Below are 20,999 nucleotides of genomic sequence, written 5' to 3'. Positions count from 1 at the left end.
ATGAAGGAGATATTTGATACGAATAAAAGCTATATACTTGAGAACGATTATGTGCAGCTCAGACCATTAGAAATGTCTGATTTTGAAACCTTAAAAGCATTCGGAGTCGGTGAGGCTGAGTTATGGATTACACTTTGCAGGCAGTGAACAGGGCTGAATAAACACTGTAAATACCTGCTTTTTGAATTTATATTTGAACAGCTGGAATTTGAAAGAGTAGAATTCAGATTAGATAGTCAGAATGAAAGAAGTATGCAGGCTATAAAAAGTCTTGGGTGTACGTTTGAAGGCATCCTTTGGAATAACGGATACAAAATTGACGGTGCAAGAAGAGATTCGGCTGTATTGAGTATGCTGAAAAGAGAATGGCTGGAATCAAAAAAGAACTTTTAAAAAAAATAAAATCAATTAATGGGTATCCTTTCTGTATTAGAACCAAAATCTGTCTGGCACTTCTTCGAAGAGATTAGTGCCATTCCACGGGGATCCCGTAAAGAACAAAAAATAGCCGCATATCTTATTTCATTTGCGGCTCAGCGAAACCTTTTCTGTAAAACAGATGCTACTGGAAATATTCTGATTAGCAAAGATGGACAGGGGCAGAATAAAAATAGTGAAAAGGTCGCTTTGCAGGGACATATGGATATGGTTCAGCAAAAAAGCGAAGACAAGGTATTCGATTTCGATGAAGAGGGAATTGATCTGAAAATTGATGGAGATTTCGTAACTGCTGATCAAACTACATTAGGTGCCGATAATGGTATCGGTCTGGCCTATATGTTAAGTATTCTGGATTCTAAAGAAATGGATCACCCGCCCCTGGAGGCTTTGTTTACCATTAATGAAGAAAGTGGTATGACGGGGGCACATGAAATGGAACCCGATTTCTTCTCTGCTTCCAGACTGCTGAATCTGGATATCATGGTAGATGACCTGCTTCGGATTGGAAGTGCCGGAGCTGTAAATGTATTGGCAAAACATCAGTATGAGGTTGAAGAAAATGACTGGGATGTCTTTCAAATAGTAATTAAAGGCTTAAAGGGTGGACATTCTGCCGCAGATATCAATAAGAACCGGGGTAATGCTATTAAGATTTTGTTTCGTTTTTTTGCGGGAGTAAATTCAGGTCTTAAATTGATTGATCTGGATGGAGGAGGGCTTCGGAATGCTATTCCCCGGGATGGAAAAGCTGTTTTTGGAGTTCAGACCCCGACTGAGTTTCTAGTGTTTTTTGAAGAGTTGAAAAAGGATATACTGCTGGAATATCAAATTGCTGAACCCGATTTGATCATTGATATATTACCATATCATAATCACCTGAAAAGTCTTTCTTTAGAGGATTCTTTACAAATTATCGAAGCTGTATTTATTAATCCTACAGGGGTGTATCAAATGAGCGCAGAAATAAAAGATCTGGTAGAAACGTCTAATAACCTGGCAACGATACAACTTAAAGACGGTGAATTGAACATGGTTAATTTGTGCCGGTCTTCAGTAGATTCAAAAAAGAAAGAACTGAGTAATGTACTCAAAGCTCTTTATAACCTTTTTGGCTGGGAAGTTACTTTTACGGGGGATTATCCTGGTTGGAGAGCTGATTTAAGAGGTGATATCGTCCAAAAAGCGGCGTCGGTCTATGAAACGATTTTTAAACAAAAACCACGGATTAATGGGGGACATGGCGGTTCAGAATGCGGCCTGTTTATTAAGCACCATCCTAATCTGGAAATTGTATCTTTTGGCCCTAATATCTACGGTGCGCATTCGCCTGAAGAAAAAGTGGAAATCAAATCAGTAGAAAAGATCTGGAAATTGCTAACCAGCTTATTAAGCGAATTGTAAAATGAAGCTCCTTCTCCATTGAAAAGAAGGAGCTGATTTGTTCCGTTTTGTACAATTTAAAGAGCCATGGCAACATTAGCTTTGCTGGTGTGAACAAAAGCTGGATTTAACGAAATTTCAGTAATTTAGATATGGAATTTAAACAGTTCTTGCCATCGGATATTTTAAAGCCTTACATCAGGCACTATTATATTTTTGAATCGGGCTCCGATACTGAATTTGAGGATACTGTATTTCCAAGCGGTGATATGGAAGTGATTTTTAATTTAGGTGAAGGCATCTGGGAATCATCGGTTGAAAATAAATTCTTAAAGACTCCTGCGATAGAGTTATGGGGCCAGATTACCAAGCCACTGGCAATAAAATCAAAAGGCAAACATACCATGCTTGGCATCAAGTTTTTTACACATTCTGCATCCTATTTTTTTTTTAACGATGAAATGGGAGTATTTAATGACAGGGTTTCTAACCTTTTTGATATCATAGGCAGCCCTGCGGAAATTCTGCATGCACAGCTTCTGGAAACCAGGGAAACGATTCAGAGAATCGGGCTTATTGAAACTTTCTTATTGAAAAGGTTGATCAGTAATGAGCGGAAAGCATTTAAGATTGATAAAGTAGCCCCATTTTTTTATCCAGTATAAAAAGCAATTCATCAATAGATAATATCTATCATATTGCATCAAAACATAACATTACACCCCGCTATCTTCAAAAACTAATTTATCAGCATACCGGTCTCTCTGCAAAATCATTTGATAAAATTAACCGGTTTCAGCATAGTCTTACGCTCATCGCGAAGAATGAGCAGCCTTTTACTTCGATTGCTTACGCCTGTGGTTATTTTGATCAGTCACACTTTATAAGAGATTTTAAGTCCTTTACCGGCGTTACCCCGTCTGCTTATATGGATCACATAACCCCTGTGAACTTACTTTTACAATCCTGAATTTTCATTAGTTCCGATTTGTACAATTCTAAGGTTTACTCCAGTAATATCTTTGTTTAGAATTAATTATTAAACAAAATATAAACCTTATCGTATGAACCATTTTGAAACGTTTGTGGAACTGCATCAAAATCGCACACCTTTTTTTTATTAGGCAATATCTGGGATGTAAATAGTGCAAAAGTATTTGAAGCTAATGGTTACAAGGCAATTGGTGTTTCCAGCCAGGCAGCAGCCAATTCATTTGGTTATCAGGACGGAGAACAATTGCCGTTTGAAATCCTTCTTCAGTTAGCGAAAAGAGTAGTAGAGGTAGTCAGTATCCCTTTTTCAGTAGATATGGAAGGTGGATATAGCCGGACAATTGCAGGAATTACAGAAAACATACAGCAACTGCATGACGTTGGGGTTGTGGGCATAAACCTGGAAGATACCATTGCAGGAGTCAGCCGACAGTTACAGTCAGCCACTGAATTCCAGAAAATTATTTCGGGAATATCAGATTATATCAGCAGAAATAAACTTGGAGTATTTTTAAATATCAGAACTGATGGGTTTTTGCTTGGTATACAAACGGCGCTTGAAGAAACAACAGCCCGGATTAAAGGTTATCAAAACGCAGGTGCTCATGGAATCTTTGTTCCTTGTATTACCCATAAGGCAGATATCGCAGCCGTAGTCAATTCAACTCACCTTCCTGTCAATGTCATGTGTATGCCTGATTTGCCGGATTTTGAAGAACTGGAAGAGCTGGGTGTAAAAAGAATCAGCATGGGTGGGTTCCTTTTTAATAAAATTTATCAGGATGCGGGTAAACTATCAAAGACAATTATTAGTGATCAAAATTTCTCATCTATTTTCTCATAGTATAAAAAACCTATCAAAATGAATTTACCAAGAAGAGCTGAAGATGCTCATGCAACACTTGCTGCAGCCTATAATACAGGTGACGTAGCCACAGTAATGAATATGTATGATACTACAGGCATTATCGTACCGGAGCCAGGAAAAAAACTGTTTCTGGTAAAGATAAATTTGAAGAATCCATCAAAGCCATTCTATCGATCAAAGGTAAAATGGAAATTAAGACAGTCTATTGTTTACAAACAGGAAATATTGCTGTTGGAAGATCCGAATGGAATATTACAGATGGCGATGAAGTAAAGATTAGGGCTAAGGGTATAGAAGTAATGAAGGAGCAGACTGATGGCACCTGGAAGATTATAGTTGATCATGCGTTTGGTGCTGAAGGCAACTTGTTGTTACCCTCATAGATTAGCTATAGTTTAGTTTTTTTAATGATTCGCAGAGTCTTAGGTAGTACTAGGGCTCTGTTTTTTAATCCCATATTATGGATTTACCGGGCATTAATAAATTTCTGTAAATGCTTTTAATAATTTGTCTTGTGCACGGTTTTTTCTATAGACAAGAACAGTAGTAGATGTACCAAGCTCTTTACCTATCGAAAATGTTTTTAATCTTCTGTTTTGATAGTATTGTGCTATTAATTCGGCAGGTAATATTGTTATGGCCAGATCAGCTTCTACAAAATTGATTATCCCTTCCAGAGAATTAACTATGATGCTTTTATAATTGATGATACCTTTAAAACTAAGCCATGATTCCAGTCTGGCCCTAAAATTACAACCCTGATCAAATACGACAATTTTCACTTGCTGATCACGTATGATATCATTGATTTTATCATATTTATCTGATGTAACCAAAACCAGCTGTTCTTCTTTGATAGTTTGTTGTGCTAAATCGGGAATGGATACCGGGGCGGATACGAAAGCTGCATCCAGCTTATAGTTTATAACATCATTGATTAAATTTGCGGACATATCAGCTTTAAATTCAAGTTCAATCTCCGGATAAGTTTCATTAAACCTATTGATAATATCCGGTGCTTTTAAGGCCATGGTCGTTTCAATACAACCAATTTTAAGATGACCAATTAATTGATTGCTCTGAGATAATTCTCTTTTCGCTTCTTCAATCAGTTGCCCTACCTGCTTAAAATAATGCATTAACGTTTCACCTGCAGCTGTAAGTTCTACCTTTCTTGATGTTCTGGTGAAAAGTGAAACAGCAAACTCATCTTCTAAGCTTTTAATCCTTGCCGTCACGTTAGACTGAACTGTGAACATTGCCTCAGCTGCTTTAGTAAAATTGCCATTTGCTGCTACAGCTTCAAATATTTTGAAATCATTCGTGTTCATGTAATCATTTTTTGTGATTAATAATATCATTATTAATCGTTTTTAAAGATTAAATGTATGAATTATTTTTGAAGTATCAAATCAAACAAGTACTCATGAAGAATAAAAGCTATTTACACCTTATCCTGACTATGGTAATTTTTTTATCTGCCGGTCGGCTTTCAGGTCAGTCGTTCACCAATGTTAATTCAAAAAAAATAAGTATGAAAACAGAAGACGTTCATTATCGCAATATCAAAGCAAACGGATTGAATATATTTTACCGTGAGGCAGGGCCTAAAGATGCTCCGATAGTTTTACTGCTGCACGGCTATGCGGCATCATCTTTTATGTTCAGGAACCTGATACCAGCTTTAAGTGGAAAATATCATGTGATAGCACCAGACCTGCCTGGTTTTGGATATTCGGACGTACCAACCCCTGATCAATTTGAATATAGTTTTGAGAACCTGGCTAAAACTATGCAGTCATTTATTGATGAGCTGGCTATAAAGCGTTTTACAGTTTATGTTTTCGATTATGGTGCTCCCGTTGGATTCAGATTAATGTTAGCCAATCCAGAGAAAATAACTGGTATTATCTCTCAAAATGGTAATGCCTATGAGGAAGGGTTGAGTACTGGCTGGAACCCGATCCAGAAATACTGGAAAGATCCATCTGCTGAAAATCGCGAAGCATTGAAAGATTTCGTGTCTTTGAAATCTACTAAATTTCAATACTATAAAGGAGTGAGTGATTCCTCATTAATAGCCCCGGAAACTTATACTTTAGATCAGCATTTTCTTGATCTTCCGGGCAGTGCAGACAGACAACTCGATTTACTGAGAGATTATAGAACTAATGTGGCACTTTATCCTGATTTTCAGGCTTATTTCAGAAAATATAAGCCTCAGTTGCTTGCTGTTTGGGGCAGTGAAGATCCCTATTTTTTACCAGCAGGAGCGCAAGGGTATAAAAAGGAGGATAATCCAAATGCAAAAGTGAAATTTTATAAAACAGGACATTTTGCATTAGAGACCCATTATAAAGAAATCAGTGAGGACATATTAGTCTTCCTGGCGGGGTTGCCTAAATAGTTAACGGCACAACCCATGATATTATTGAAATTTTAACAATAAGAACCCTATAATATCATAAATGAAAAGGCTGTTTGGGTATTAAAAATAATACATTTGCTTTGTCCTAAAGAATGGCAGAACAAAAATGAATAATAAGGTTAAACAGCACAGAGAACTTAATATTGAATTGTTGAGAATTGTCTTAATGATTATGATTGTTTGCCATCATTTTTTAATGCGGGGAAGGGGGCTGCATTTATTATACACCTCTGAAAGTACCCATATCAATGATGATGCACTGCATGGACTTTTTATTGATAGTTTTCTGATTATGACTGTCAACTGTTTCATATTTATATCTGGTTATTATGGGATAAAGTTAAGAGTGAAAACAGTACTCAGTCTATTGGTACAGGCTATTACTTATAGTATTGGTATTGATATTATATTTAGCTTATTTAATGGCGAGGCTATATCCTTTGATATATTCCTGAATGGATTCCTTTCTGTCCCAAATGGACAATGGTGGTTTATCACGACGTATTTTTTCCTTTATCTGCTCAGTCCTTTTCTCAATCTGGCTAAACGGCATTTATCAAAATTCCAGTTTTTATACATTTTAGGTGTACTCACAGTCATCAACTTTATTATTGGTTTTACACTGGATCCGACCCCATTAGGTGTGTTGAACGGATACTCCTTATTCAGTTTTATCTGCATTTATTTTTATGGTCAGGCATTTAGTACTTACCTGAATTTTGAAAAAGGAAAGTTATTCTATTTAAGTTTATATGTGATTTGTTCGCTTCTGATTTTTGGAATGTTTTTCATGAGTTTGAAATATATAGGGGTGGGGCTTGCGTGGAGAGCATTTTTCTATAATAACCCTTTGGTACTGATCTCAGCTATTTCTTTCTTTTTCTTCTTTAAAAATCTTAAAATATCGTACAAAATAATTTCCTTTTTCTCTTCCTCAGTATTAGCAATCTATTTAATCCATGAGCATCCCCGGTCAGCTGATTTTCTAACAGATCATTTAAATACGCTGGCAACAAATTATAAAATAGGGAGTGTATACATCACCCTTTTCTTAATCGCTGTGTTATTGTTTTTGTGTGGTACGCTGATAGAAAAATTACGGGTTTTGGTTACTGAACCCTTTTTAAATTATCTGATAACGAAATTCAGATGGGACAGGCTGGATGAAAAGATGAAATAAAATAAATCTCAGTTTGGGGTGTAATAAAGTCAAGAGTCTCTTGACTAAAGCTTCAAACAAAAGATTATGAAAACGTTAACGAACTTATTTGCGCTCTTATTCATCAGCGCCGCATTATTTGCACAGACTCCTTCAACTAAAGCTTTTCAAGTTACTGTAACTGGTAAAGGACAGCCAATTTTATTTATTCCAGGTGCGACCTGTAGTGGAGAGGAGTGGAAAGAAACTGTTGCACGTTACAGTAAAGATCATCAATGTCACGTGTTTACGCTTGCAGGTTATGCAGGTGTAGCCCCAATAAATTCACAAGCTTATCTGGATACTTATAAAACGGAAATTATAAAGTACATCAATGATAAAAAACTAAATAAGGTAATTCTGGTTGGTCATTCCATTGGTGGTTTTATATCACTTTGCATAGCTTCTGAACTCAAAGATCATTTGCAGAAAGTAATCGTCGTGGATGCATTGCCGTTTTACGCAGCAGTCTTCAATCCGAATGCTAAAGCTGGTTTTGATGAGGCCAGGGCTAAATCCAGGTTAGTTAACTATGATCAAATGGATGAAACAAAGCTGAAAGCCAGTCAAATGATCATTACCAGTTCGCTATGTGCAGATTTTACCAAATGGGAAATGATAGCCGGATGGGGAGCAAAATCCGATCACAAAACAATGGCCTATACTATGACAGAAATGCTGGGAAATGATATGCGCCAGCACATTTCAGCGATTAAAATTCCAGTACTGGTTATGGCCGCATTTAGACCTAAACCTGGTTATCCGATGTTTACCAAAGAATATGCTAAGGGATTATATGAGCAACAATATCAGCAATGTAAAAGCTGTGAAGTACATGTAACACCATCTTCAAAACATTTTATTATGTACGATGCACCTGAGTGGTATTATCGGGAAATTGATACATTTATAAAAGGGGTTTAAATTGCCATATCCAGCATATATATGTTTGATCAACAGGAAGTAATGTTTAATGAGCTGGTAAAAGCTCATCATGGCAGCATTTATCGTATTTGCAGAGCGTATCTCTATGATGTATCCCATGCAGATGATTTATATCAGGAAATCTTGTTCCAGATATGGAAAAGCATTCAGAATTTTAAAGGCGAGGCAAAGGTTGGTACGTGGATTTATCGCATCGCGGTAAACACGGCTATCAATTTCAACCTCAAAAAAATAAAAACATCAGCATTCACCTCTTCCTGATTTTATTCAGGTTCCTTATGAGGAGACGCTTTTGCAAAAACAAGAACAAGAAACACAGCTGGATCAATTGCGGTATTGCATCAGTCAGCTGGAAACATCAGACCGGCTGATTATTTCGCTTGTACTGGAAGATAAGAGTTATAAAGATATCGCAGAAATCACAGGAACGAATATTAACAACGTTGGGGTTAAGATAAACCGTATCAAAGTACGGTTGCTTAAACTCATGGAAAATAAAAAAGGAATATGAATTTTGAAGACTTGCAGAAAAGCTGGCAAGGCCAGCCTATAAATGTCAATACGGATCGGCTTAAATCATCTTTACAAACTAAATGGCAAAAGTATCAGCGTAAAGTGCTGACAAGGATAATAATTTCTAATATTTTGCTCGCAGTCACATTGATCGTTCTTGGATGGGTTTACTTGTCTTTTCACGAACAGTTCGGATGGCCGTTTAAGGTTAGTATAGCTGCTGCTATGTATACAATAATATTGATTGTTATCTTTTTATATTGGAAGGGATATGCTTTCAGAAAACAAAATATGGAGGCTTCAAGTTCGGGCTATATCAGCTATCAGCTTGATAAATTAAGTTCGCAGCGGAGACTGATCACCAGATACAACTGGATTTATCTTGCTTTGTTATGGCTGGCATTGATGATGTATTTATGGGAGGTCACCAGTATTCATCCTCCGGTTTACAGATGGACAGTGCTCTCAGCCACCTCTGCATATATTTTGGGCGTTTGTTTATGGTACGGATTAAAAAAACAAAAGAAGCAACTTATCGAAATTGATGAAATCATAACTGATCTTCAGCATATCAAAAAGCAATTAATTGATTAAAATCTGATACTCCCGCCAAACAGGAAGGGTTGGCGGGAGCGCCAGATTTATCATGTAAGCCATTAGAAACCGGTCGAGGTAATCATCTCCTTAAGATTTTCAAGATCCCCTTTTTTTACGGCATCTTTTTGCATAAGCCAGATCATAAGCATCCTGACCTAAAAATAAATGTAACGGTGGATTTTCTTCTGTAGCTACTTTAATGATTGCAGCAGCTGCTTTTTCAGGATCACCCGCCTGATTACCATCAATAAGGTTCTGGTGCTGGTTTTGTACTTCACGAACTTCCTGATAGGCGTCAATCTGATCTTTAGGAACATTTAAAGAACCTGTAGAAAGAAAGTTAGTTCTGAAATATCCTGGTGAAACGATTGTTGCATGTATACCAAATGGTTTAACTTCTGCTGCCAGGGCTTCTGTAAAACCCTGTACTGCAAATTTTGTAGCGCAGTAAATTCCAAATCCCGGGAAATAACCAGTAAAGCCGCCGATAGAAGAGATGTTAAATACGTGTCCGGATTGTTGAGCACGCAAATGCGGCATAACTTTACGGATCACATTTAAAGAGCCAAATACATTGATGTCAAAATTTGCTCTTGCTTCTTCGTCACACTCAGTTCTCCAGACTGCCCGCAAGCCCGTATCCAGCATTATTAACAACAATGTCAATTTGGCCAAACCGACTGATTGCATTCTCTATTGCCTGTCCAACACTTTCTTCAGAGCGAAGGTCAACGCTAAGCGGTAAATAATTTTCAGATAGTTTTGCTCCCACTCCCTCATTTAATTCTTCAATGCTTCTGGAGGTAGCAGCAACTTGATGTCCCTGATCTAATAGTTGTTTAATTAAGGTAAGTCCCAGCCCTTTGGAGGCTCCGGTTACGAACCATACTTTCTTGTTTTCCATAATATGTTTTTTTATGATACAAATATATCCCGTATAGCGAGGCTGGTGTTTGCATAATTCAACCCATTAGTTACAAAATTCAAACCACTGAAACCTTTGTTACCATAAATGCATATATTCAGTTCGATTTATGCTACCCACAGAAGAGGACAAGAAATATTGGGAACAAATGCGGCTTGGAGATAAGAACGCATTATTTGGGTTATATATATAATAATCTGTATTTCCATCTGATCCGCTTTGGCTTAAAAATTAATGCTGATGATGAGCTGGTCAAAGATTGCGTTAATCAGGTATTTCTGAATTTGTGGGATAAAAGATCCAGACTTAATCCGGTCGAAAATGTAAAATCGTATTTGATGACTTCCCTAAGGCGATGTATGCTGGATCAGCTTGCTTATATCGATCGTACTAATCTGGCAGTCAATAAAATGGGTGACGGGGAAACAACCAGTGAGCTCTCTTACGAAGATATTATGATTGGCTTACAGCAGGATGAAGAAACTAAAAATAAGTTAAGAGTTGCAATCGCACAGCTTACGCCAAGACAGTTTGAATTGATTCAGCTTAAATTCTTTGAGGGATTGAGCTACGAGCAGATTGCAGAGCGGACTTCCCAAACAGTAAAGACTGCATATAATACTGTTTATGATGCAATAAAAATGCTCAGAAAAATCCTTAAATAGTTTCAGTATAAAATTAAGAGCTCAAATAAATACGCGGTTATTATCCTGATGATATTTACCCTACAGTACCCAGCTGTGTCTTATTTTAAAATCGAAACTGTCTTATTTTAAAATCGAAACATTTATTTGTTTTTTACAGGAACTCATGCAAAAAGGAAACATTGAATAATGCTAGTGAAAAACAAATATTTCAGATTCTCTTAGGAAAACAGCAGGATTTCTCCGTCTATAAGGAAAAGCCAGGATATGCAATTGCCAGAGAACGATTTTTTAATTGAAGAATTGATTTGTAATGACTCTTTTCAGCAGTATTGTTTAGGAACAAGTCTTGAAAATCATATTTTATGGGAAGATTGGGTTAATAATTTACCTGAAAGGGCTTCTGATATTGAAAATGCAAGAAAGCTGGTCAATATACTGACAGTCAAACAAGGCAGCAGGCTACAGCAAGTCAAAGATTTGAAAAATGGGTTTAAACAGAAAGAAGCATTAAGTCTTTTATTAAATCCGGGTAAAGGGGAAGAAAAATTAAGTCAGACCCGCAATCGTTTTTATAAGTATACAAGTTTTGCAGCTGCGGCGGTTGTCATACTGGCCTCTCTGTACTTTATTCAGCAAAACTATTTGCCACTAAAGAACTCTCAGCCGGGAATAGTTTTATCCGCATCGGTTTTTTCTTCGGGCGATGCAATCAGAAAAACCGTAATACTGACGGACGGTACAGTCATCACCTTAAATAAGAACAGTGAAATCAAGCTTATTGAGAATTTTAACCCTGTTAAAAGAGAACTCTGGCTTAAAGGCGAAGCTTTTTTTGAGGTGAAGCATGATGCCGGACATCCTTTTACTGTACATACCTCTATGAATGATATTAAAGTATTAGGAACAAGTTTCAATGTGAAAGCCTATGCACAATCGCCTGTGATAGAAACCTCTTTAATTCATGGTAGTGTGCAGGTAGAATCTAAAAGATATCCTGGATATACTGTATTACTAAAACCTGACCAGAAACTATTATACAATAATATAATCTCTCTGCCGAAAAAGTACAGATCTTAAAAAGATATTCCTGGTTTCATCACTTGATCACGAACGCCCTGATCATAAACCCGAAGAAATACAATGGGTGAGAAACCGGATGATTATAGATAACGAACCACTGGCTGCAATTGCAGAAAAACTGCAAAAATGGTATGGCATTGAAATTTATATCGCCAATAAAGAAGTTAAAGATTACCGTTATTCCGGAACGTTTGAAAATGAGAGTGTGATTAAAACGCTCGAAGCTTTACAAATAGCCTATCCATTTGAATTTAAAGCTGAACAAAACAAGATTACAATCAGCAAATAAAACCCGAACCACCAATACTATTTATACCCACAACCTTAAACTAACCAATATGAGAAAAACCTTACTATTAGAGAAATCTGGTAAGTATTTGATAGGCAGCAGGATGTTGCTGCTGACGAAACTTACTGGCTTAATTTTACTGATCATGTGTATGCAGGTTTCTGCTTCCGGTTTTGCACAGCAGAAAATAAGCATTAGTGCAGACCAGATGAGTATCAGGAGTCTGCTTAAAACTATTGAAAAGCAGACAGATTACCGGTTTGTTTATAGTGATCAAACTTTATCAAAAGATGAAAAGGCTACATTGAACCTGCATGAGGTTACATTGGATGAAGCGATGAAATCTATTTTAAAGGAAACCCGGTTAACCTATATGCTGAAAGAGGGTAACCTCGTAGTTATTTATTCGGGCACAAAAACACAAAACGATGTCGTGATCTCCGGGAGTGTTGAGGATGAAGCGGGATTACCTTTACCGGGTGTATCTGTTAAATTAAGCGGATCAACTGTGGTTACTACAACGGATAGTAAGGGGAATTATGTTATCCGTGTACCTGATGGGGCTTCAATACTTGAATTTTCTTATGTAGGTTTTATTAAACAAACCATTCCGGCCAATGGAAATACGATCAATGTTATTTTGAAAAGCGATAACAGGAATTTGCAGGAAGTGGTCGTAACAGGATATACAAATTATAAGCGTACTCAATCGGCAAGTGCTGCAACTCTGGTCGCAGCCGATAAAATCAATGATGTTGCAGGATTAACTTTCGACCAGATTTTACAAGGCAGAGTTGCAGGTATGAGTGTGATTTCCAGTTCTGGTCAGCCGGGACAAAGTGCTGCTGTTGTTATTCGCGGGGTTGGAAGTGTAAATGGTTCTTCGGCACCTTTATACATTATGGATGGAACACCGATTGAAGCTAGTTTTTTTCAAACGATCAATGCAGCAGATATTGAAAACGTAACGGTATTAAAAGATGCTTCCGCAAAGGCACTTTACGGATCAAGAGGTTCGAATGGTGTAATTGTAATTACTACCAAAAAAGGTAAGGCGGGTAAAATACAGGTACAGTACACCTCTCAATATGGTTTTTCGAAACTGACAGATCCCAAATTTACAATGATGAACACTGCACAGCGATTATCATTTGAAGAGGGGGTGGGGGTTGATTTTGGAAGAGAGACCTTGGGCCGGGATGGACATATTCTCCTAAAAATCCAGACTATATTTCCGGGACAGCAGCCTTCAGACAAAGAGCAGATCATATCTTGGATAGTATTAGAAATATCAATATTGACTGGAGAGATGAATTCTATCAGCAGAGTAAGTTTCAGGAGCAACAGGTTAGTGTGAGCGGTGGAAATGAGAACGTTCGTTTTTATAACTCCCTGAATTATTACAAACAGGATGGTGTTGCCAAACGTACCGGTTTAGAAAGATATGTTTTGAAAAGTAACCTGGATTTTAAATCCGATAAGTTCTCTGGTAATGTAAACCTGAATATCGGCTATTCTAATCAGAGTTTTACTGAAGGGGAGGGCAGCAGCAGAGGAGGAACAGCAATGTCAGCAGTTTACTATGCACTGCCTTATGAAAACCCTTATGCTCCTGATGGTACTTTAATTCATCCTGGTAATCAGGATCAGTATTTTATCGCAGATCAGCGGGAAGGAAGCCAGGCATTGGAACGTTTGTTTAACTCATCCAGCAAAACAGATCAGTTAAAATCTATTATTGGTGTTGCCCTGGCTTATCAAATAATACCTGAACTGAAAATTACAACCAGAGCAGGCATCGATTATAGAAATTCAACGGATCAGGCTTATATCAATCCCGATTCCTATTATGGATCGATCAATAATTCGAACACTTTAGGCGGAAAAGGAAGATTTGACGAAGGAACCAGGAGAAATTTTAATATCATTTCTACTACTGGATTGACTTATGCTAAAACATTTAATGGGAAACATGATTTTGAAGCTTCTGCTTTTTATGAATATGTCTATAATAATTACAATTCTTTTGGTTTTACTGGTTTTGGGTTGGATGGCCGTTTACCGGAAACGCCTGCTGCAATTACCAACAGTATAGATTATCTGCCTAATGTGGGAGGTTCAAAAACAAGCAGTGCGCTGGCTTCATTGATGAGTGTAGCAAGATATACTTATGATGGTAAAATATACCCTGACAGGAAGTTACCGTTATGATGGGTCAACAAAAGTTGCAGCGCAAAATAAATGGCATGGCTTTTACTCTGTTGGAGCAAACTGGAACGCTAAGAAAGAAGAGTTCGTGAAAAATAGTGAGCTGATTTCTGACCTGAGTTTCAGAGTGAGTTATGGTACTTCTGCCAGTCCTTTTGGAAATGGAGATTTCTTATACCTGCCTGCTTATATAGTAAATGCAAATTATGGTGGTAAACCTGGAATCGTTCCGTCAGCTGCAGGTAATGCCAATTTCGACTGGGAGTATGTGAAGGAGTTCAATACAGGTTTTGAACTGACTCTATTGAAGAGCCGCAGATTACGTCTGTCAGCCGATTACTATAATAAAATCACTGATAATATGTTTATCGATCAGCCGCCTTCGGCTACAGCTGGTTTTCCTATTCTTAGTTTGAGCACAGGAAAGATGCGAAACAGAGGGGTAGAGTTTGATTTGAGTGGAGACATTTTGAAAACTAAAGATTTTACCTGGACAGTTGGGGTTAATGCAGGTTATAATAAAAATGTAGTACTTCATGTAACGGATGTCGCTGATTCATATCCTGATGGAGATACACGGGTTTTACAAGTTGGTTTGCCTTATGGATCTTATTATGCGCCGCAATGGGCTGGTGTGAACCCACAAACTGGTGAGGCACAGTATTATAATCTGGATGGAAGTATCACCACGACTTATAATTCAAATACGCAGAGTGTAGCCAAATCAGGAAGTTTATACCCTTCATTTACAGGTGGTTTTAATACTAGCTTAAGCTGGAAAGGAATTACTGCAAGTGCTTTGTTTTCTTTTGTATCTGGTGTTTCCCGCTGGAATAATGAAGATTTTTATAATGAAAATCAGCGTTATGCTACCAGTAATCAATCTGTCAGGATGCTTGATGATCGCTGGATGAAACCTGGTGATGTGAAAACATTACAACGTTTTGATATTCCAAGAAACTTTAGTTCTAAAGACATTCAGGATGCCTCGTTTCTGAGGTTAAGAAATGTAAATATCAGTTATACCTTGCCTAAATCCCTGATTGAAAAAATAAAGATAGTCAGTAATTTAAAGGTTTTTGTACAGGGCCAGAATCTGGTGACCTGGACGAAATGGAGAGGACTGGACCCTGAAAATAATGGAGTGTCAGGTCTTTTTCAATATCCAAATGCAAGAACATATACCGCAGGAATTAGTATTAACTTCTAAAATTACGACAATGATTAATCATATAAAATATACAATAGTACTTTCTGTATTTGTACTCTTTTCTTCCTGTAGCAAGCTGAATTTGAAACCTACTGATACGATAGATGCTGAGAAGGCCTACCGAAATATAAATGATATCAATTTAGGGCTGATCGGGGTTTATTCGCAGCTTGATGATGCTTTGATAGGTATTAACGCGATTATATCTGATGAAGTGATGTTGCCTGCAGAAAACACAGTTAGCAATACTGACGCGCACAGATGGCTTTATTTATACAGCTGACAATGGATCTGTCACAAACTCCTATTATGGTTATTATGTGGCTATAGATAGGGCAAACAGAGTATTAGCGGGGCTGGACAAGATAACAGTGTCTGGTGGAGATGCAGCAATCAGAGATCGTTACCGTGGAGAATTACTAGCATTAAGAGCATTTTGTCATTTCGAATTACTGAGAATGTATGGCTCAGCCTATCAGAATGGGGGATTAGGAGTGCCATACATGAAAGCTTCTGCGATTGGTTATCCTGGCAGGGACAATTTTGAAATCGTAGTGGCTGATGCTAAGGCTGATCTAGTGGCGGCTAAAGCACTGATTCCTTTATCATTTGATGATAAAACAAGGGTGACAAAAATTGCCGTATCAGCTATGCAGGCGAGATTGGCATTATATGAGAAAAACTGGGCAGAAGCAATTGCTTATGCTACAGAGGTTATCAATTCAATGCCATTGGCGACAGCTGAGCAGTTCCCGGATATCTGGACAGATGTTTCTGATCATGAGGTGCTTTGGAAGCTTAAAAGGCTGGGGGATGATTCAAAGATAGGTGACTTGTTTTATCGTCAGGCTTCGAAAATGGTTTTGTATGCCCCTTCTTTTAAATTAATCAATTCTTTTGATAAGGTGAATGATATCCGTTACACGGCATATATCAAATTTGATAATACAAGAGGAACAAAAAAATCTGAATATCTGGTTAGTAAATACCCGGGTACAATATTGGCTCCCGGCCTGGCAGATATTAAAATGTTCCGGACAGGTGAAATGTACTTAATTAAAGCGGAGGCGGAAGCAGAAAGTACTGGTGATGCTGCCGGTGATTTAAATGCTTTGCGTGCCGCCAGGATTAAAGATTACGCTCCTGTGAGTTTTGCTGGTAAGGATGATTTAATCAGTGCTGTTTATACAGAGCGATTTAAAGAATTAGCTTTTGAAGGTCATCGTTTCTTTGATTTGAAACGCAGAAGTTTACCTGTACAAAGATTGCCGGAAGAGGCAATAAATACTTCTGGTGCGGTTAAATTATTACCTGCTCAGGCGCAATATGCGCTTCCTATACCTGCACTGGAAATTTCTGTAAATAAAAAAACAGTTCAAAATCCTAATTATTAAAGAGCTATGAAGGATTTTTCTGGCTAAACTTAAACGCTTCTAAAATTGTCATTATCTTCCATAAGATAATCTTAAACCAAAATAAAACAAACCAAAATGATCAATAAGAACTTAAAAACAATAGCTGTCCTTCTCTTATGTTTTGCAGCTAATATGGCTTACGGGCAACAAAAATACGTAATGGTCATCCATGGAGGTGCAGGAACCATCACCAGGAAAAATATGAGTGCTGAAAAAGAAGCAGCTTATATCGCAGCGTTAACAAAAGCATTACAAACAGGATATAATGTTTTGAAATCGGGAAAAACAAGTTTAGATGCTGTTGAGGCTACTATTCATATTATGGAAGATTCTCCTTTGTTTAATGCCGGAAAAGGGGCAGTATTTACGCATGATGGTAAAAATGAGATGGATGCAGCCATTATGGATGGAAAAACACTGATGGCCGGTGCTGTAGCCGGTGTGACTACGATTAAAAAACCCTATATCCGCTGCGAGGGCGGTCATGGAAAAATCAGAACATGTAATGATGGTAGGCCCTGGAGCTGAACTGTTTGCCAGGCAGGCGGGTATTGAAATTGTCAATCCTAAATATTTTTATACTAAAGAGCGTTGGGATGGTTTACAGCAAGCTATAAAAGAAGATTCTACTAAATCTGTTTTAGATCATGGCAATAAAAAATCAATGAAACTTGGCACGATAAATCACGATTATAAATTTGGTACTGTTGGTGCTGTGGCATTAGATCAATCGGGAAATCTGGCTGCGGGTACTTCAACTGGCGGTATGACCAATAAGAGATATGGCCGTATTGGTGATTCTCCGATTATTGGTGCAGGTACTTATGCGAATAATGTGACTGCTGGGATTTCCTGTACCGTACCGGATGGGGCGAATTTTATATCCGTAATGTAGTAGCGCATGATATTTCGGCGATGATGGAGTATAAGAATATGCCCGTAGCTGAGGCTGCAAAAGCGGTATTGGATAAAGTAGGGAAAATGGGCGGTGATGGGGGGCTGATCGCATTAGATGCAAAAGGTAATGTAACGATGCCTTTTAATACTGAAGGAATGTACAGAGGGACGGTTACGGCAGATGGTAAAATTGAAGTGTTGATCTATAAATAGCGTAAAATTATGTTAAATAGAATTTGTTCACGCATTCAATATGCATTGCTTTTTGTCTTGTTGTTTGCTGTAAATCAGTCGTTTTGCCAATATAAAACTAAACCTGCATTGCCGGTTTTATCAAAAGGCAGTTTATTTATTATTGGGGGAGGTGACCGTTCTGCGGAGTTGATCAGTGCGCTGATTAAAACGGCTAACCTGAGACCGCATGATTACATTGTGGTATTACCTATGGCAACTGCTGAGCCTGAGGCTTCTTTTGATGCCATTAAAAAACAGTTATCGGCAGCTGCTAATAACAATATTTACAGTTTTAATTTTACGGCAGAGAAAGTTCATTATCAGCAATGGCTGGATTCTCTGGCGGGGGCAAGACTTGTTTTTATCACTGGTGGAGACCAAAGCCGTTTTATGAAAGTGGTATTGAATACTCCGGTTTATGATGCGATCCATATGGCTTATGAAAATGGAGCGACTATAGCCGGGACAAGTGCCGGGGCAGCAGTGATGAGTAAACATATGATTACTGGTAATCAATTGCTGGATACGAACTATAAGGAGACTTTCAATAAGCTGAGAGCTGATAATATTGAGTTTGAAAGTGGTATGGGCTTACTGGATTCTGTGATTATTGATCAGCATTTTATAAAGCGGAGCCGGTATAACCGTTTGTTGTCTGCGCTTACAGCTTATCCTGGATTTGATTGTATTGGTATTGATGAAGGAACAGCCATTGTAGTACGGGGAAAAAAAATATCACTGTAGTTGGGGTGAGCCAGGTATTGAGAATAGCAGATCCTGAGCATGTAAGAATCAGGGAAAATCACTTGATAACTTTTGAGAATTTAAGATTTAGTATATACGGTTCTGGGGATAAGTTTAATTTAAAATAAATTTATCTTTCTGCACCATTGGTGTTTATTGTTAAATTTGGGTATGAGTATTAGAAAAGCATATGATAGCTGGTCGGAACAATATGATACAAATTTGAATAAAACACGTGATCTGGAAGCCGAGGTTTTAAAGACAGCTTTGGCCGGGATTTCATTTGAAAGATGCTTAGAGATTGGTTGCGGTACCGGTAAAAATACTGCCTGGTTGCTAACCAGGGCAAAACATATTACAGCGGTAGATTTTTCTGAACAAATGCTGGCAAAAGCAAAAGTTAAAGTAACTGCTGCTGCTGTTGATTTCATACAGGCTGATATTACTGAAGAGTGGTTCTTTATTAAAGGAAACTATGATCTGGTAAGTTTTAGCCTGGTATTGGAGCATATAGAAAATCTTGATGATATCTTTAGAAAATCAGTGAAAGTAATGGATGCAGGAGCACATATTTATATAGGTGAACTACATCCGTTTAAACAATATTCTGGAGGAAAGGCCCGTTTTGAAACAGAAGCAGGACAAGAGGTTGTAACTTGTTATAACCATCATGTTTCGGAATTTACTCAGCTTGCAAAAAAGTATGGATTTGAAATCGTAGATATTAATGAATACTTTGATAATGATCAAAAGATAATTATTCCACGAATACTGACCTTATTACTGAAAAAAATATAGGATGAAAATTTTTTTTGCAGAGACAGACAGGCTGATCTTAAGAGAACTTTTATTGTCAGATAAAAATGGAATGTATGAACTGGATACCGATCCGCTGGTACATAAATATTTAGGAAACCAACCCGTTATCAGGATGGAACAGACTGAAGAAGCTATCGCTTTTATCAGACAACAATATGTTGATCATGGAACAGGCAGGCTTGCAGTTATTAAAAAAGGCACGAATGAATTTATTGGCTGGGCGGGACTCAAGTTAGTCAAAGGTTCTTATAATAACCATACCAATTACTATGAGGTCGGTTACCGGTTTATCCAGAGATATTGGGGAAAGGGTTATGCAACAGAGGCTGCTCAGGCCTCAATTGATTATGGTTTTGAAGGATTTAAACTCAATGAAATTTATGCATGGGCAGATGCGGGGAACAAAGCTTCGAGAGCTGTTCTGGAGAAGATCGGATTGCGATATATAGAAAAATTTGATCTGGATGGGGACGAGCAGGACTGGTTTAAAATTACCAGAGCGGAATGGTTAAATAGATAATTCTAAGATTATATAAATTTTTCAACTAATTTTTCATGAATCATACAGAGTATCAGGAAGTACAATTAATTGGTTTATCCCTGAAAGGGAAAACAACAAACGAAAATAATCAATCCAGCATAGATTGTGGTGGTCTGTGGCAGGAGTTTAGTTTATGTAGTAATGGTATTGCTGCACAGATACCTGATAAACTGAATGATGAAGTATTGGCTGCTTATTATGCTTACGATGGTGATTATACACAGCCTTATGCCTTTTTTATTGGCTGTAAAGTGAACCAGGGTACTGTAGTTCCTGAAGGGTTGGATACTTTAATTATTCCATCTGGAAATTATCTGAAGATAACAGCTAAAGGCAAATTTCCTGATTGTGTAGCTAATAGTTGGAGAGAAATCTGGAAAACGGATTTTCCAAGAGCCTATATAGTAGATCTTGAAGTTTATGATGAAAGAGCAGCAGACTGGAATAATAGTGAAGTTGATATATTTCTTTCAGTAAAATAGCAGGAATTAAGTTAAAATTTGTTAAATCTGTATTACCAAATAGCTTTTTGGCCTAAATCGTTATACCAAACATTATATTTGTAACAGGTTTGTTTCGAAGCAGATATTGTTGTTTTGAAGGATGTGACCTTTTTTTGAAATAGAT

General features: G+C 37.6%; 31 protein-coding genes. 28 read left to right on the top strand and 3 right to left on the bottom strand.

Features of this window, described 5'->3' with window-relative positions:
* The 7 genes from ACWYN3_RS15460 (at position 1) to ACWYN3_RS15430 (ending at position 3,955) form a co-directional block, all read left to right on the top strand.
* Positions 1-147 (top strand): hypothetical protein, encoded by a 147-nt coding sequence (locus tag ACWYN3_RS15460; RefSeq protein ID WP_456221942.1) that lies wholly within the window; start codon positions 1-3, stop codon positions 145-147.
* Between the two features lie 105 nt (positions 148-252).
* Positions 253-393: a hypothetical protein gene (locus ACWYN3_RS15455; RefSeq protein ID WP_456221941.1), complete on the top strand. Its 141-nt coding sequence runs from the start codon at positions 253-255 to the stop codon at positions 391-393.
* A gap of 18 nt (positions 394-411) precedes the next feature.
* Entirely contained in the window at positions 412-1,842 is a 1,431-nt protein-coding gene (pepD, locus tag ACWYN3_RS15450; RefSeq protein ID WP_456221940.1) for a beta-Ala-His dipeptidase, read from the top strand.
* Between the two features lie 131 nt (positions 1,843-1,973).
* On the top strand, positions 1,974-2,486 hold the full coding sequence (locus ACWYN3_RS15445) for a DUF6597 domain-containing transcriptional factor (RefSeq protein WP_456221939.1): 513 nt from the start codon (positions 1,974-1,976) through the stop codon (positions 2,484-2,486).
* On the top strand, positions 2,468-2,791 hold the full coding sequence (locus ACWYN3_RS15440; RefSeq protein WP_456223031.1) for a helix-turn-helix domain-containing protein: 324 nt from the start codon (positions 2,468-2,470) through the stop codon (positions 2,789-2,791). Before ACWYN3_RS15445 ends, ACWYN3_RS15440 begins: the two co-directional genes overlap by 19 nt.
* A gap of 159 nt (positions 2,792-2,950) precedes the next feature.
* Positions 2,951-3,658, top strand: a complete 708-nt coding sequence (locus tag ACWYN3_RS15435) for an isocitrate lyase/PEP mutase family protein (protein WP_456223030.1) — start codon at positions 2,951-2,953, stop codon at positions 3,656-3,658.
* Positions 3,659-3,676: 18 nt separating this feature from the next.
* On the top strand, positions 3,677-3,955 hold the full coding sequence (locus ACWYN3_RS15430; protein WP_456221938.1) for a hypothetical protein: 279 nt from the start codon (positions 3,677-3,679) through the stop codon (positions 3,953-3,955).
* A 203-nt stretch (positions 3,956-4,158) separates the two neighbouring features.
* Here the strand turns inward: ACWYN3_RS15430 and ACWYN3_RS15425 are convergent, their stop codons facing one another.
* Positions 4,159-5,043, bottom strand: a complete 885-nt coding sequence (locus tag ACWYN3_RS15425; RefSeq protein WP_456221937.1) for a LysR family transcriptional regulator — start codon at positions 5,041-5,043, stop codon at positions 4,159-4,161.
* A gap of 173 nt (positions 5,044-5,216) precedes the next feature.
* Here ACWYN3_RS15425 and ACWYN3_RS15420 point away from each other — a divergent pair, with 173 nt between their 5' ends.
* From ACWYN3_RS15420 to ACWYN3_RS15395, 6 genes are all read left to right on the top strand, one after another.
* Positions 5,217-6,089, top strand: a complete 873-nt coding sequence (locus ACWYN3_RS15420) for an alpha/beta fold hydrolase (RefSeq protein ID WP_456221936.1) — start codon at positions 5,217-5,219, stop codon at positions 6,087-6,089.
* A 127-nt stretch (positions 6,090-6,216) separates the two neighbouring features.
* Complete coding sequence (locus ACWYN3_RS15415; RefSeq protein ID WP_456221935.1) at positions 6,217-7,290, top strand: acyltransferase family protein; 1,074 nt, start codon at positions 6,217-6,219, stop codon at positions 7,288-7,290.
* Between the two features lie 66 nt (positions 7,291-7,356).
* Positions 7,357-8,232: an alpha/beta fold hydrolase gene (locus ACWYN3_RS15410; protein ID WP_456221934.1), complete on the top strand. Its 876-nt coding sequence runs from the start codon at positions 7,357-7,359 to the stop codon at positions 8,230-8,232.
* A gap of 21 nt (positions 8,233-8,253) precedes the next feature.
* Positions 8,254-8,514 carry an RNA polymerase sigma factor gene (locus ACWYN3_RS15405; protein ID WP_456221933.1) on the top strand — a complete coding sequence of 87 codons (261 nt, stop codon included), beginning with the start codon at positions 8,254-8,256 and terminating at the stop codon, positions 8,512-8,514.
* Positions 8,515-8,545: 31 nt separating this feature from the next.
* The gene (locus tag ACWYN3_RS15400; RefSeq protein ID WP_456221932.1) at positions 8,546-8,764 is read left to right on the top strand and encodes an RNA polymerase sigma factor; all 219 of its coding nucleotides are present in this window, start codon (positions 8,546-8,548) and stop codon (positions 8,762-8,764) included.
* The gene (locus ACWYN3_RS15395) at positions 8,761-9,360 is read left to right on the top strand and encodes a hypothetical protein (RefSeq protein WP_456221931.1); all 600 of its coding nucleotides are present in this window, start codon (positions 8,761-8,763) and stop codon (positions 9,358-9,360) included. The genes ACWYN3_RS15400 and ACWYN3_RS15395 overlap by 4 nt, the downstream gene beginning before the upstream one ends.
* 99 nt (positions 9,361-9,459) lie before the next feature.
* Here the strand turns inward: ACWYN3_RS15395 and ACWYN3_RS15390 are convergent, their stop codons facing one another.
* Both ACWYN3_RS15390 and ACWYN3_RS15385 read right to left on the bottom strand, forming a co-directional pair.
* Complete coding sequence (locus tag ACWYN3_RS15390) at positions 9,460-10,011, bottom strand: SDR family NAD(P)-dependent oxidoreductase (protein WP_456221930.1); 552 nt, start codon at positions 10,009-10,011, stop codon at positions 9,460-9,462.
* Positions 9,974-10,267, bottom strand: a complete 294-nt coding sequence (locus tag ACWYN3_RS15385) for an SDR family NAD(P)-dependent oxidoreductase (protein ID WP_456221929.1) — start codon at positions 10,265-10,267, stop codon at positions 9,974-9,976. Before ACWYN3_RS15385 ends, ACWYN3_RS15390 begins: the two co-directional genes overlap by 38 nt.
* Positions 10,268-10,464: 197 nt before the next feature.
* Here ACWYN3_RS15385 and ACWYN3_RS15380 point away from each other — a divergent pair, with 197 nt between their 5' ends.
* From ACWYN3_RS15380 to ACWYN3_RS15310, 15 genes are all read left to right on the top strand, one after another.
* Positions 10,465-10,953, top strand: a complete 489-nt coding sequence (locus tag ACWYN3_RS15380) for an RNA polymerase sigma factor (protein ID WP_456221928.1) — start codon at positions 10,465-10,467, stop codon at positions 10,951-10,953.
* A gap of 246 nt (positions 10,954-11,199) precedes the next feature.
* Entirely contained in the window at positions 11,200-12,012 is an 813-nt protein-coding gene (locus ACWYN3_RS15375) for a FecR family protein (RefSeq protein ID WP_456221927.1), read from the top strand.
* A 79-nt stretch (positions 12,013-12,091) separates the two neighbouring features.
* Positions 12,092-12,304, top strand: a complete 213-nt coding sequence (locus ACWYN3_RS15370; RefSeq protein ID WP_456221926.1) for a FecR domain-containing protein — start codon at positions 12,092-12,094, stop codon at positions 12,302-12,304.
* 49 nt (positions 12,305-12,353) lie between these two features.
* Positions 12,354-13,661, top strand: coding sequence for a TonB-dependent receptor plug domain-containing protein (locus ACWYN3_RS15365; RefSeq protein WP_456221925.1), 1,308 nt, complete (start codon positions 12,354-12,356; stop codon positions 13,659-13,661).
* Positions 13,577-14,515 (top strand): hypothetical protein, encoded by a 939-nt coding sequence (locus ACWYN3_RS15360; RefSeq protein ID WP_456221924.1) that lies wholly within the window; start codon positions 13,577-13,579, stop codon positions 14,513-14,515. Before ACWYN3_RS15365 ends, ACWYN3_RS15360 begins: the two co-directional genes overlap by 85 nt.
* Positions 14,475-15,722: a hypothetical protein gene (locus ACWYN3_RS15355; RefSeq protein WP_456221923.1), complete on the top strand. Its 1,248-nt coding sequence runs from the start codon at positions 14,475-14,477 to the stop codon at positions 15,720-15,722. The genes ACWYN3_RS15360 and ACWYN3_RS15355 overlap by 41 nt, the downstream gene beginning before the upstream one ends.
* A 10-nt stretch (positions 15,723-15,732) precedes the next feature.
* Positions 15,733-16,005, top strand: coding sequence for a hypothetical protein (locus ACWYN3_RS15350; protein ID WP_456221922.1), 273 nt, complete (start codon positions 15,733-15,735; stop codon positions 16,003-16,005).
* A 37-nt stretch (positions 16,006-16,042) separates the two neighbouring features.
* On the top strand, positions 16,043-17,116 hold the full coding sequence (locus ACWYN3_RS15345; protein ID WP_456221921.1) for a RagB/SusD family nutrient uptake outer membrane protein: 1,074 nt from the start codon (positions 16,043-16,045) through the stop codon (positions 17,114-17,116).
* A 96-nt stretch (positions 17,117-17,212) separates the two neighbouring features.
* Positions 17,213-17,665: an isoaspartyl peptidase/L-asparaginase gene (locus ACWYN3_RS15340; protein WP_456221920.1), complete on the top strand. Its 453-nt coding sequence runs from the start codon at positions 17,213-17,215 to the stop codon at positions 17,663-17,665.
* Entirely contained in the window at positions 17,643-18,032 is a 390-nt protein-coding gene (locus ACWYN3_RS15335) for an isoaspartyl peptidase/L-asparaginase (RefSeq protein WP_456221919.1), read from the top strand. The genes ACWYN3_RS15340 and ACWYN3_RS15335 overlap by 23 nt, the downstream gene beginning before the upstream one ends.
* A 20-nt stretch (positions 18,033-18,052) precedes the next feature.
* Positions 18,053-18,247, top strand: coding sequence for an isoaspartyl peptidase/L-asparaginase (locus tag ACWYN3_RS15330; RefSeq protein WP_456221918.1), 195 nt, complete (start codon positions 18,053-18,055; stop codon positions 18,245-18,247).
* A 9-nt stretch (positions 18,248-18,256) separates the two neighbouring features.
* On the top strand, positions 18,257-19,012 hold the full coding sequence (locus ACWYN3_RS15325; protein ID WP_456221917.1) for a cyanophycinase: 756 nt from the start codon (positions 18,257-18,259) through the stop codon (positions 19,010-19,012).
* Positions 19,013-19,183: 171 nt separating this feature from the next.
* Positions 19,184-19,810 (top strand): class I SAM-dependent DNA methyltransferase, encoded by a 627-nt coding sequence (locus tag ACWYN3_RS15320; RefSeq protein ID WP_456221916.1) that lies wholly within the window; start codon positions 19,184-19,186, stop codon positions 19,808-19,810.
* Between the two features lies 1 nt (position 19,811).
* Positions 19,812-20,351, top strand: a complete 540-nt coding sequence (locus ACWYN3_RS15315) for a GNAT family N-acetyltransferase (protein ID WP_456221915.1) — start codon at positions 19,812-19,814, stop codon at positions 20,349-20,351.
* Positions 20,352-20,386: 35 nt separating this feature from the next.
* A complete protein-coding gene (locus tag ACWYN3_RS15310) occupies positions 20,387-20,854 on the top strand; it encodes a GyrI-like domain-containing protein (RefSeq protein WP_456221914.1) in 468 nt (155 codons plus the stop codon).
* The last annotated feature ends 145 nt before the right edge of the window (positions 20,855-20,999 follow it).

This window comes from Pedobacter sp. NJ-S-72 (genome assembly GCF_053890575.1).
This window is presented reverse-complemented; position numbering and strand designations above follow the sequence as displayed.

Excerpts from the sequence above, each read along its gene's own strand:
- ACWYN3_RS15460 (WP_456221942.1), top strand. The coding sequence starts at position 1 with ATGAAGGAGATATTTGATACGAATAAAAGCTATATACTTGAGAACGAT.
- ACWYN3_RS15455 (WP_456221941.1), top strand. The coding sequence starts at position 253 with ATGCAGGCTATAAAAAGTCTTGGGTGTACGTTTGAAGGCATCCTTTGG.
- pepD (WP_456221940.1), top strand. The coding sequence starts at position 412 with ATGGGTATCCTTTCTGTATTAGAACCAAAATCTGTCTGGCACTTCTTC.
- ACWYN3_RS15445 (WP_456221939.1), top strand. The coding sequence starts at position 1,974 with ATGGAATTTAAACAGTTCTTGCCATCGGATATTTTAAAGCCTTACATC.
- ACWYN3_RS15430 (WP_456221938.1), top strand. The coding sequence starts at position 3,677 with ATGAATTTACCAAGAAGAGCTGAAGATGCTCATGCAACACTTGCTGCA.
- ACWYN3_RS15425 (WP_456221937.1), bottom strand. The coding sequence starts at position 5,043 with ATGATATTATTAATCACAAAAAATGATTACATGAACACGAATGATTTC.
- ACWYN3_RS15420 (WP_456221936.1), top strand. The coding sequence starts at position 5,217 with ATGAAAACAGAAGACGTTCATTATCGCAATATCAAAGCAAACGGATTG.
- ACWYN3_RS15415 (WP_456221935.1), top strand. The coding sequence starts at position 6,217 with ATGAATAATAAGGTTAAACAGCACAGAGAACTTAATATTGAATTGTTG.
- ACWYN3_RS15410 (WP_456221934.1), top strand. The coding sequence starts at position 7,357 with ATGAAAACGTTAACGAACTTATTTGCGCTCTTATTCATCAGCGCCGCA.
- ACWYN3_RS15405 (WP_456221933.1), top strand. The coding sequence starts at position 8,254 with ATGTTTGATCAACAGGAAGTAATGTTTAATGAGCTGGTAAAAGCTCAT.
- ACWYN3_RS15395 (WP_456221931.1), top strand. The coding sequence starts at position 8,761 with ATGAATTTTGAAGACTTGCAGAAAAGCTGGCAAGGCCAGCCTATAAAT.
- ACWYN3_RS15390 (WP_456221930.1), bottom strand. The coding sequence starts at position 10,011 with ATGCTGGATACGGGCTTGCGGGCAGTCTGGAGAACTGAGTGTGACGAA.
- ACWYN3_RS15385 (WP_456221929.1), bottom strand. The coding sequence starts at position 10,267 with ATGGAAAACAAGAAAGTATGGTTCGTAACCGGAGCCTCCAAAGGGCTG.
- ACWYN3_RS15375 (WP_456221927.1), top strand. The coding sequence starts at position 11,200 with ATGCAATTGCCAGAGAACGATTTTTTAATTGAAGAATTGATTTGTAAT.
- ACWYN3_RS15370 (WP_456221926.1), top strand. The coding sequence starts at position 12,092 with ATGATTATAGATAACGAACCACTGGCTGCAATTGCAGAAAAACTGCAA.
- ACWYN3_RS15365 (WP_456221925.1), top strand. The coding sequence starts at position 12,354 with ATGAGAAAAACCTTACTATTAGAGAAATCTGGTAAGTATTTGATAGGC.
- ACWYN3_RS15355 (WP_456221923.1), top strand. The coding sequence starts at position 14,475 with ATGATGGTAAAATATACCCTGACAGGAAGTTACCGTTATGATGGGTCA.
- ACWYN3_RS15350 (WP_456221922.1), top strand. The coding sequence starts at position 15,733 with ATGATTAATCATATAAAATATACAATAGTACTTTCTGTATTTGTACTC.
- ACWYN3_RS15340 (WP_456221920.1), top strand. The coding sequence starts at position 17,213 with ATGATCAATAAGAACTTAAAAACAATAGCTGTCCTTCTCTTATGTTTT.
- ACWYN3_RS15335 (WP_456221919.1), top strand. The coding sequence starts at position 17,643 with ATGATGGTAGGCCCTGGAGCTGAACTGTTTGCCAGGCAGGCGGGTATT.
- ACWYN3_RS15330 (WP_456221918.1), top strand. The coding sequence starts at position 18,053 with ATGATGGAGTATAAGAATATGCCCGTAGCTGAGGCTGCAAAAGCGGTA.
- ACWYN3_RS15325 (WP_456221917.1), top strand. The coding sequence starts at position 18,257 with ATGTTAAATAGAATTTGTTCACGCATTCAATATGCATTGCTTTTTGTC.
- ACWYN3_RS15320 (WP_456221916.1), top strand. The coding sequence starts at position 19,184 with ATGAGTATTAGAAAAGCATATGATAGCTGGTCGGAACAATATGATACA.
- ACWYN3_RS15315 (WP_456221915.1), top strand. The coding sequence starts at position 19,812 with ATGAAAATTTTTTTTGCAGAGACAGACAGGCTGATCTTAAGAGAACTT.
- ACWYN3_RS15310 (WP_456221914.1), top strand. The coding sequence starts at position 20,387 with ATGAATCATACAGAGTATCAGGAAGTACAATTAATTGGTTTATCCCTG.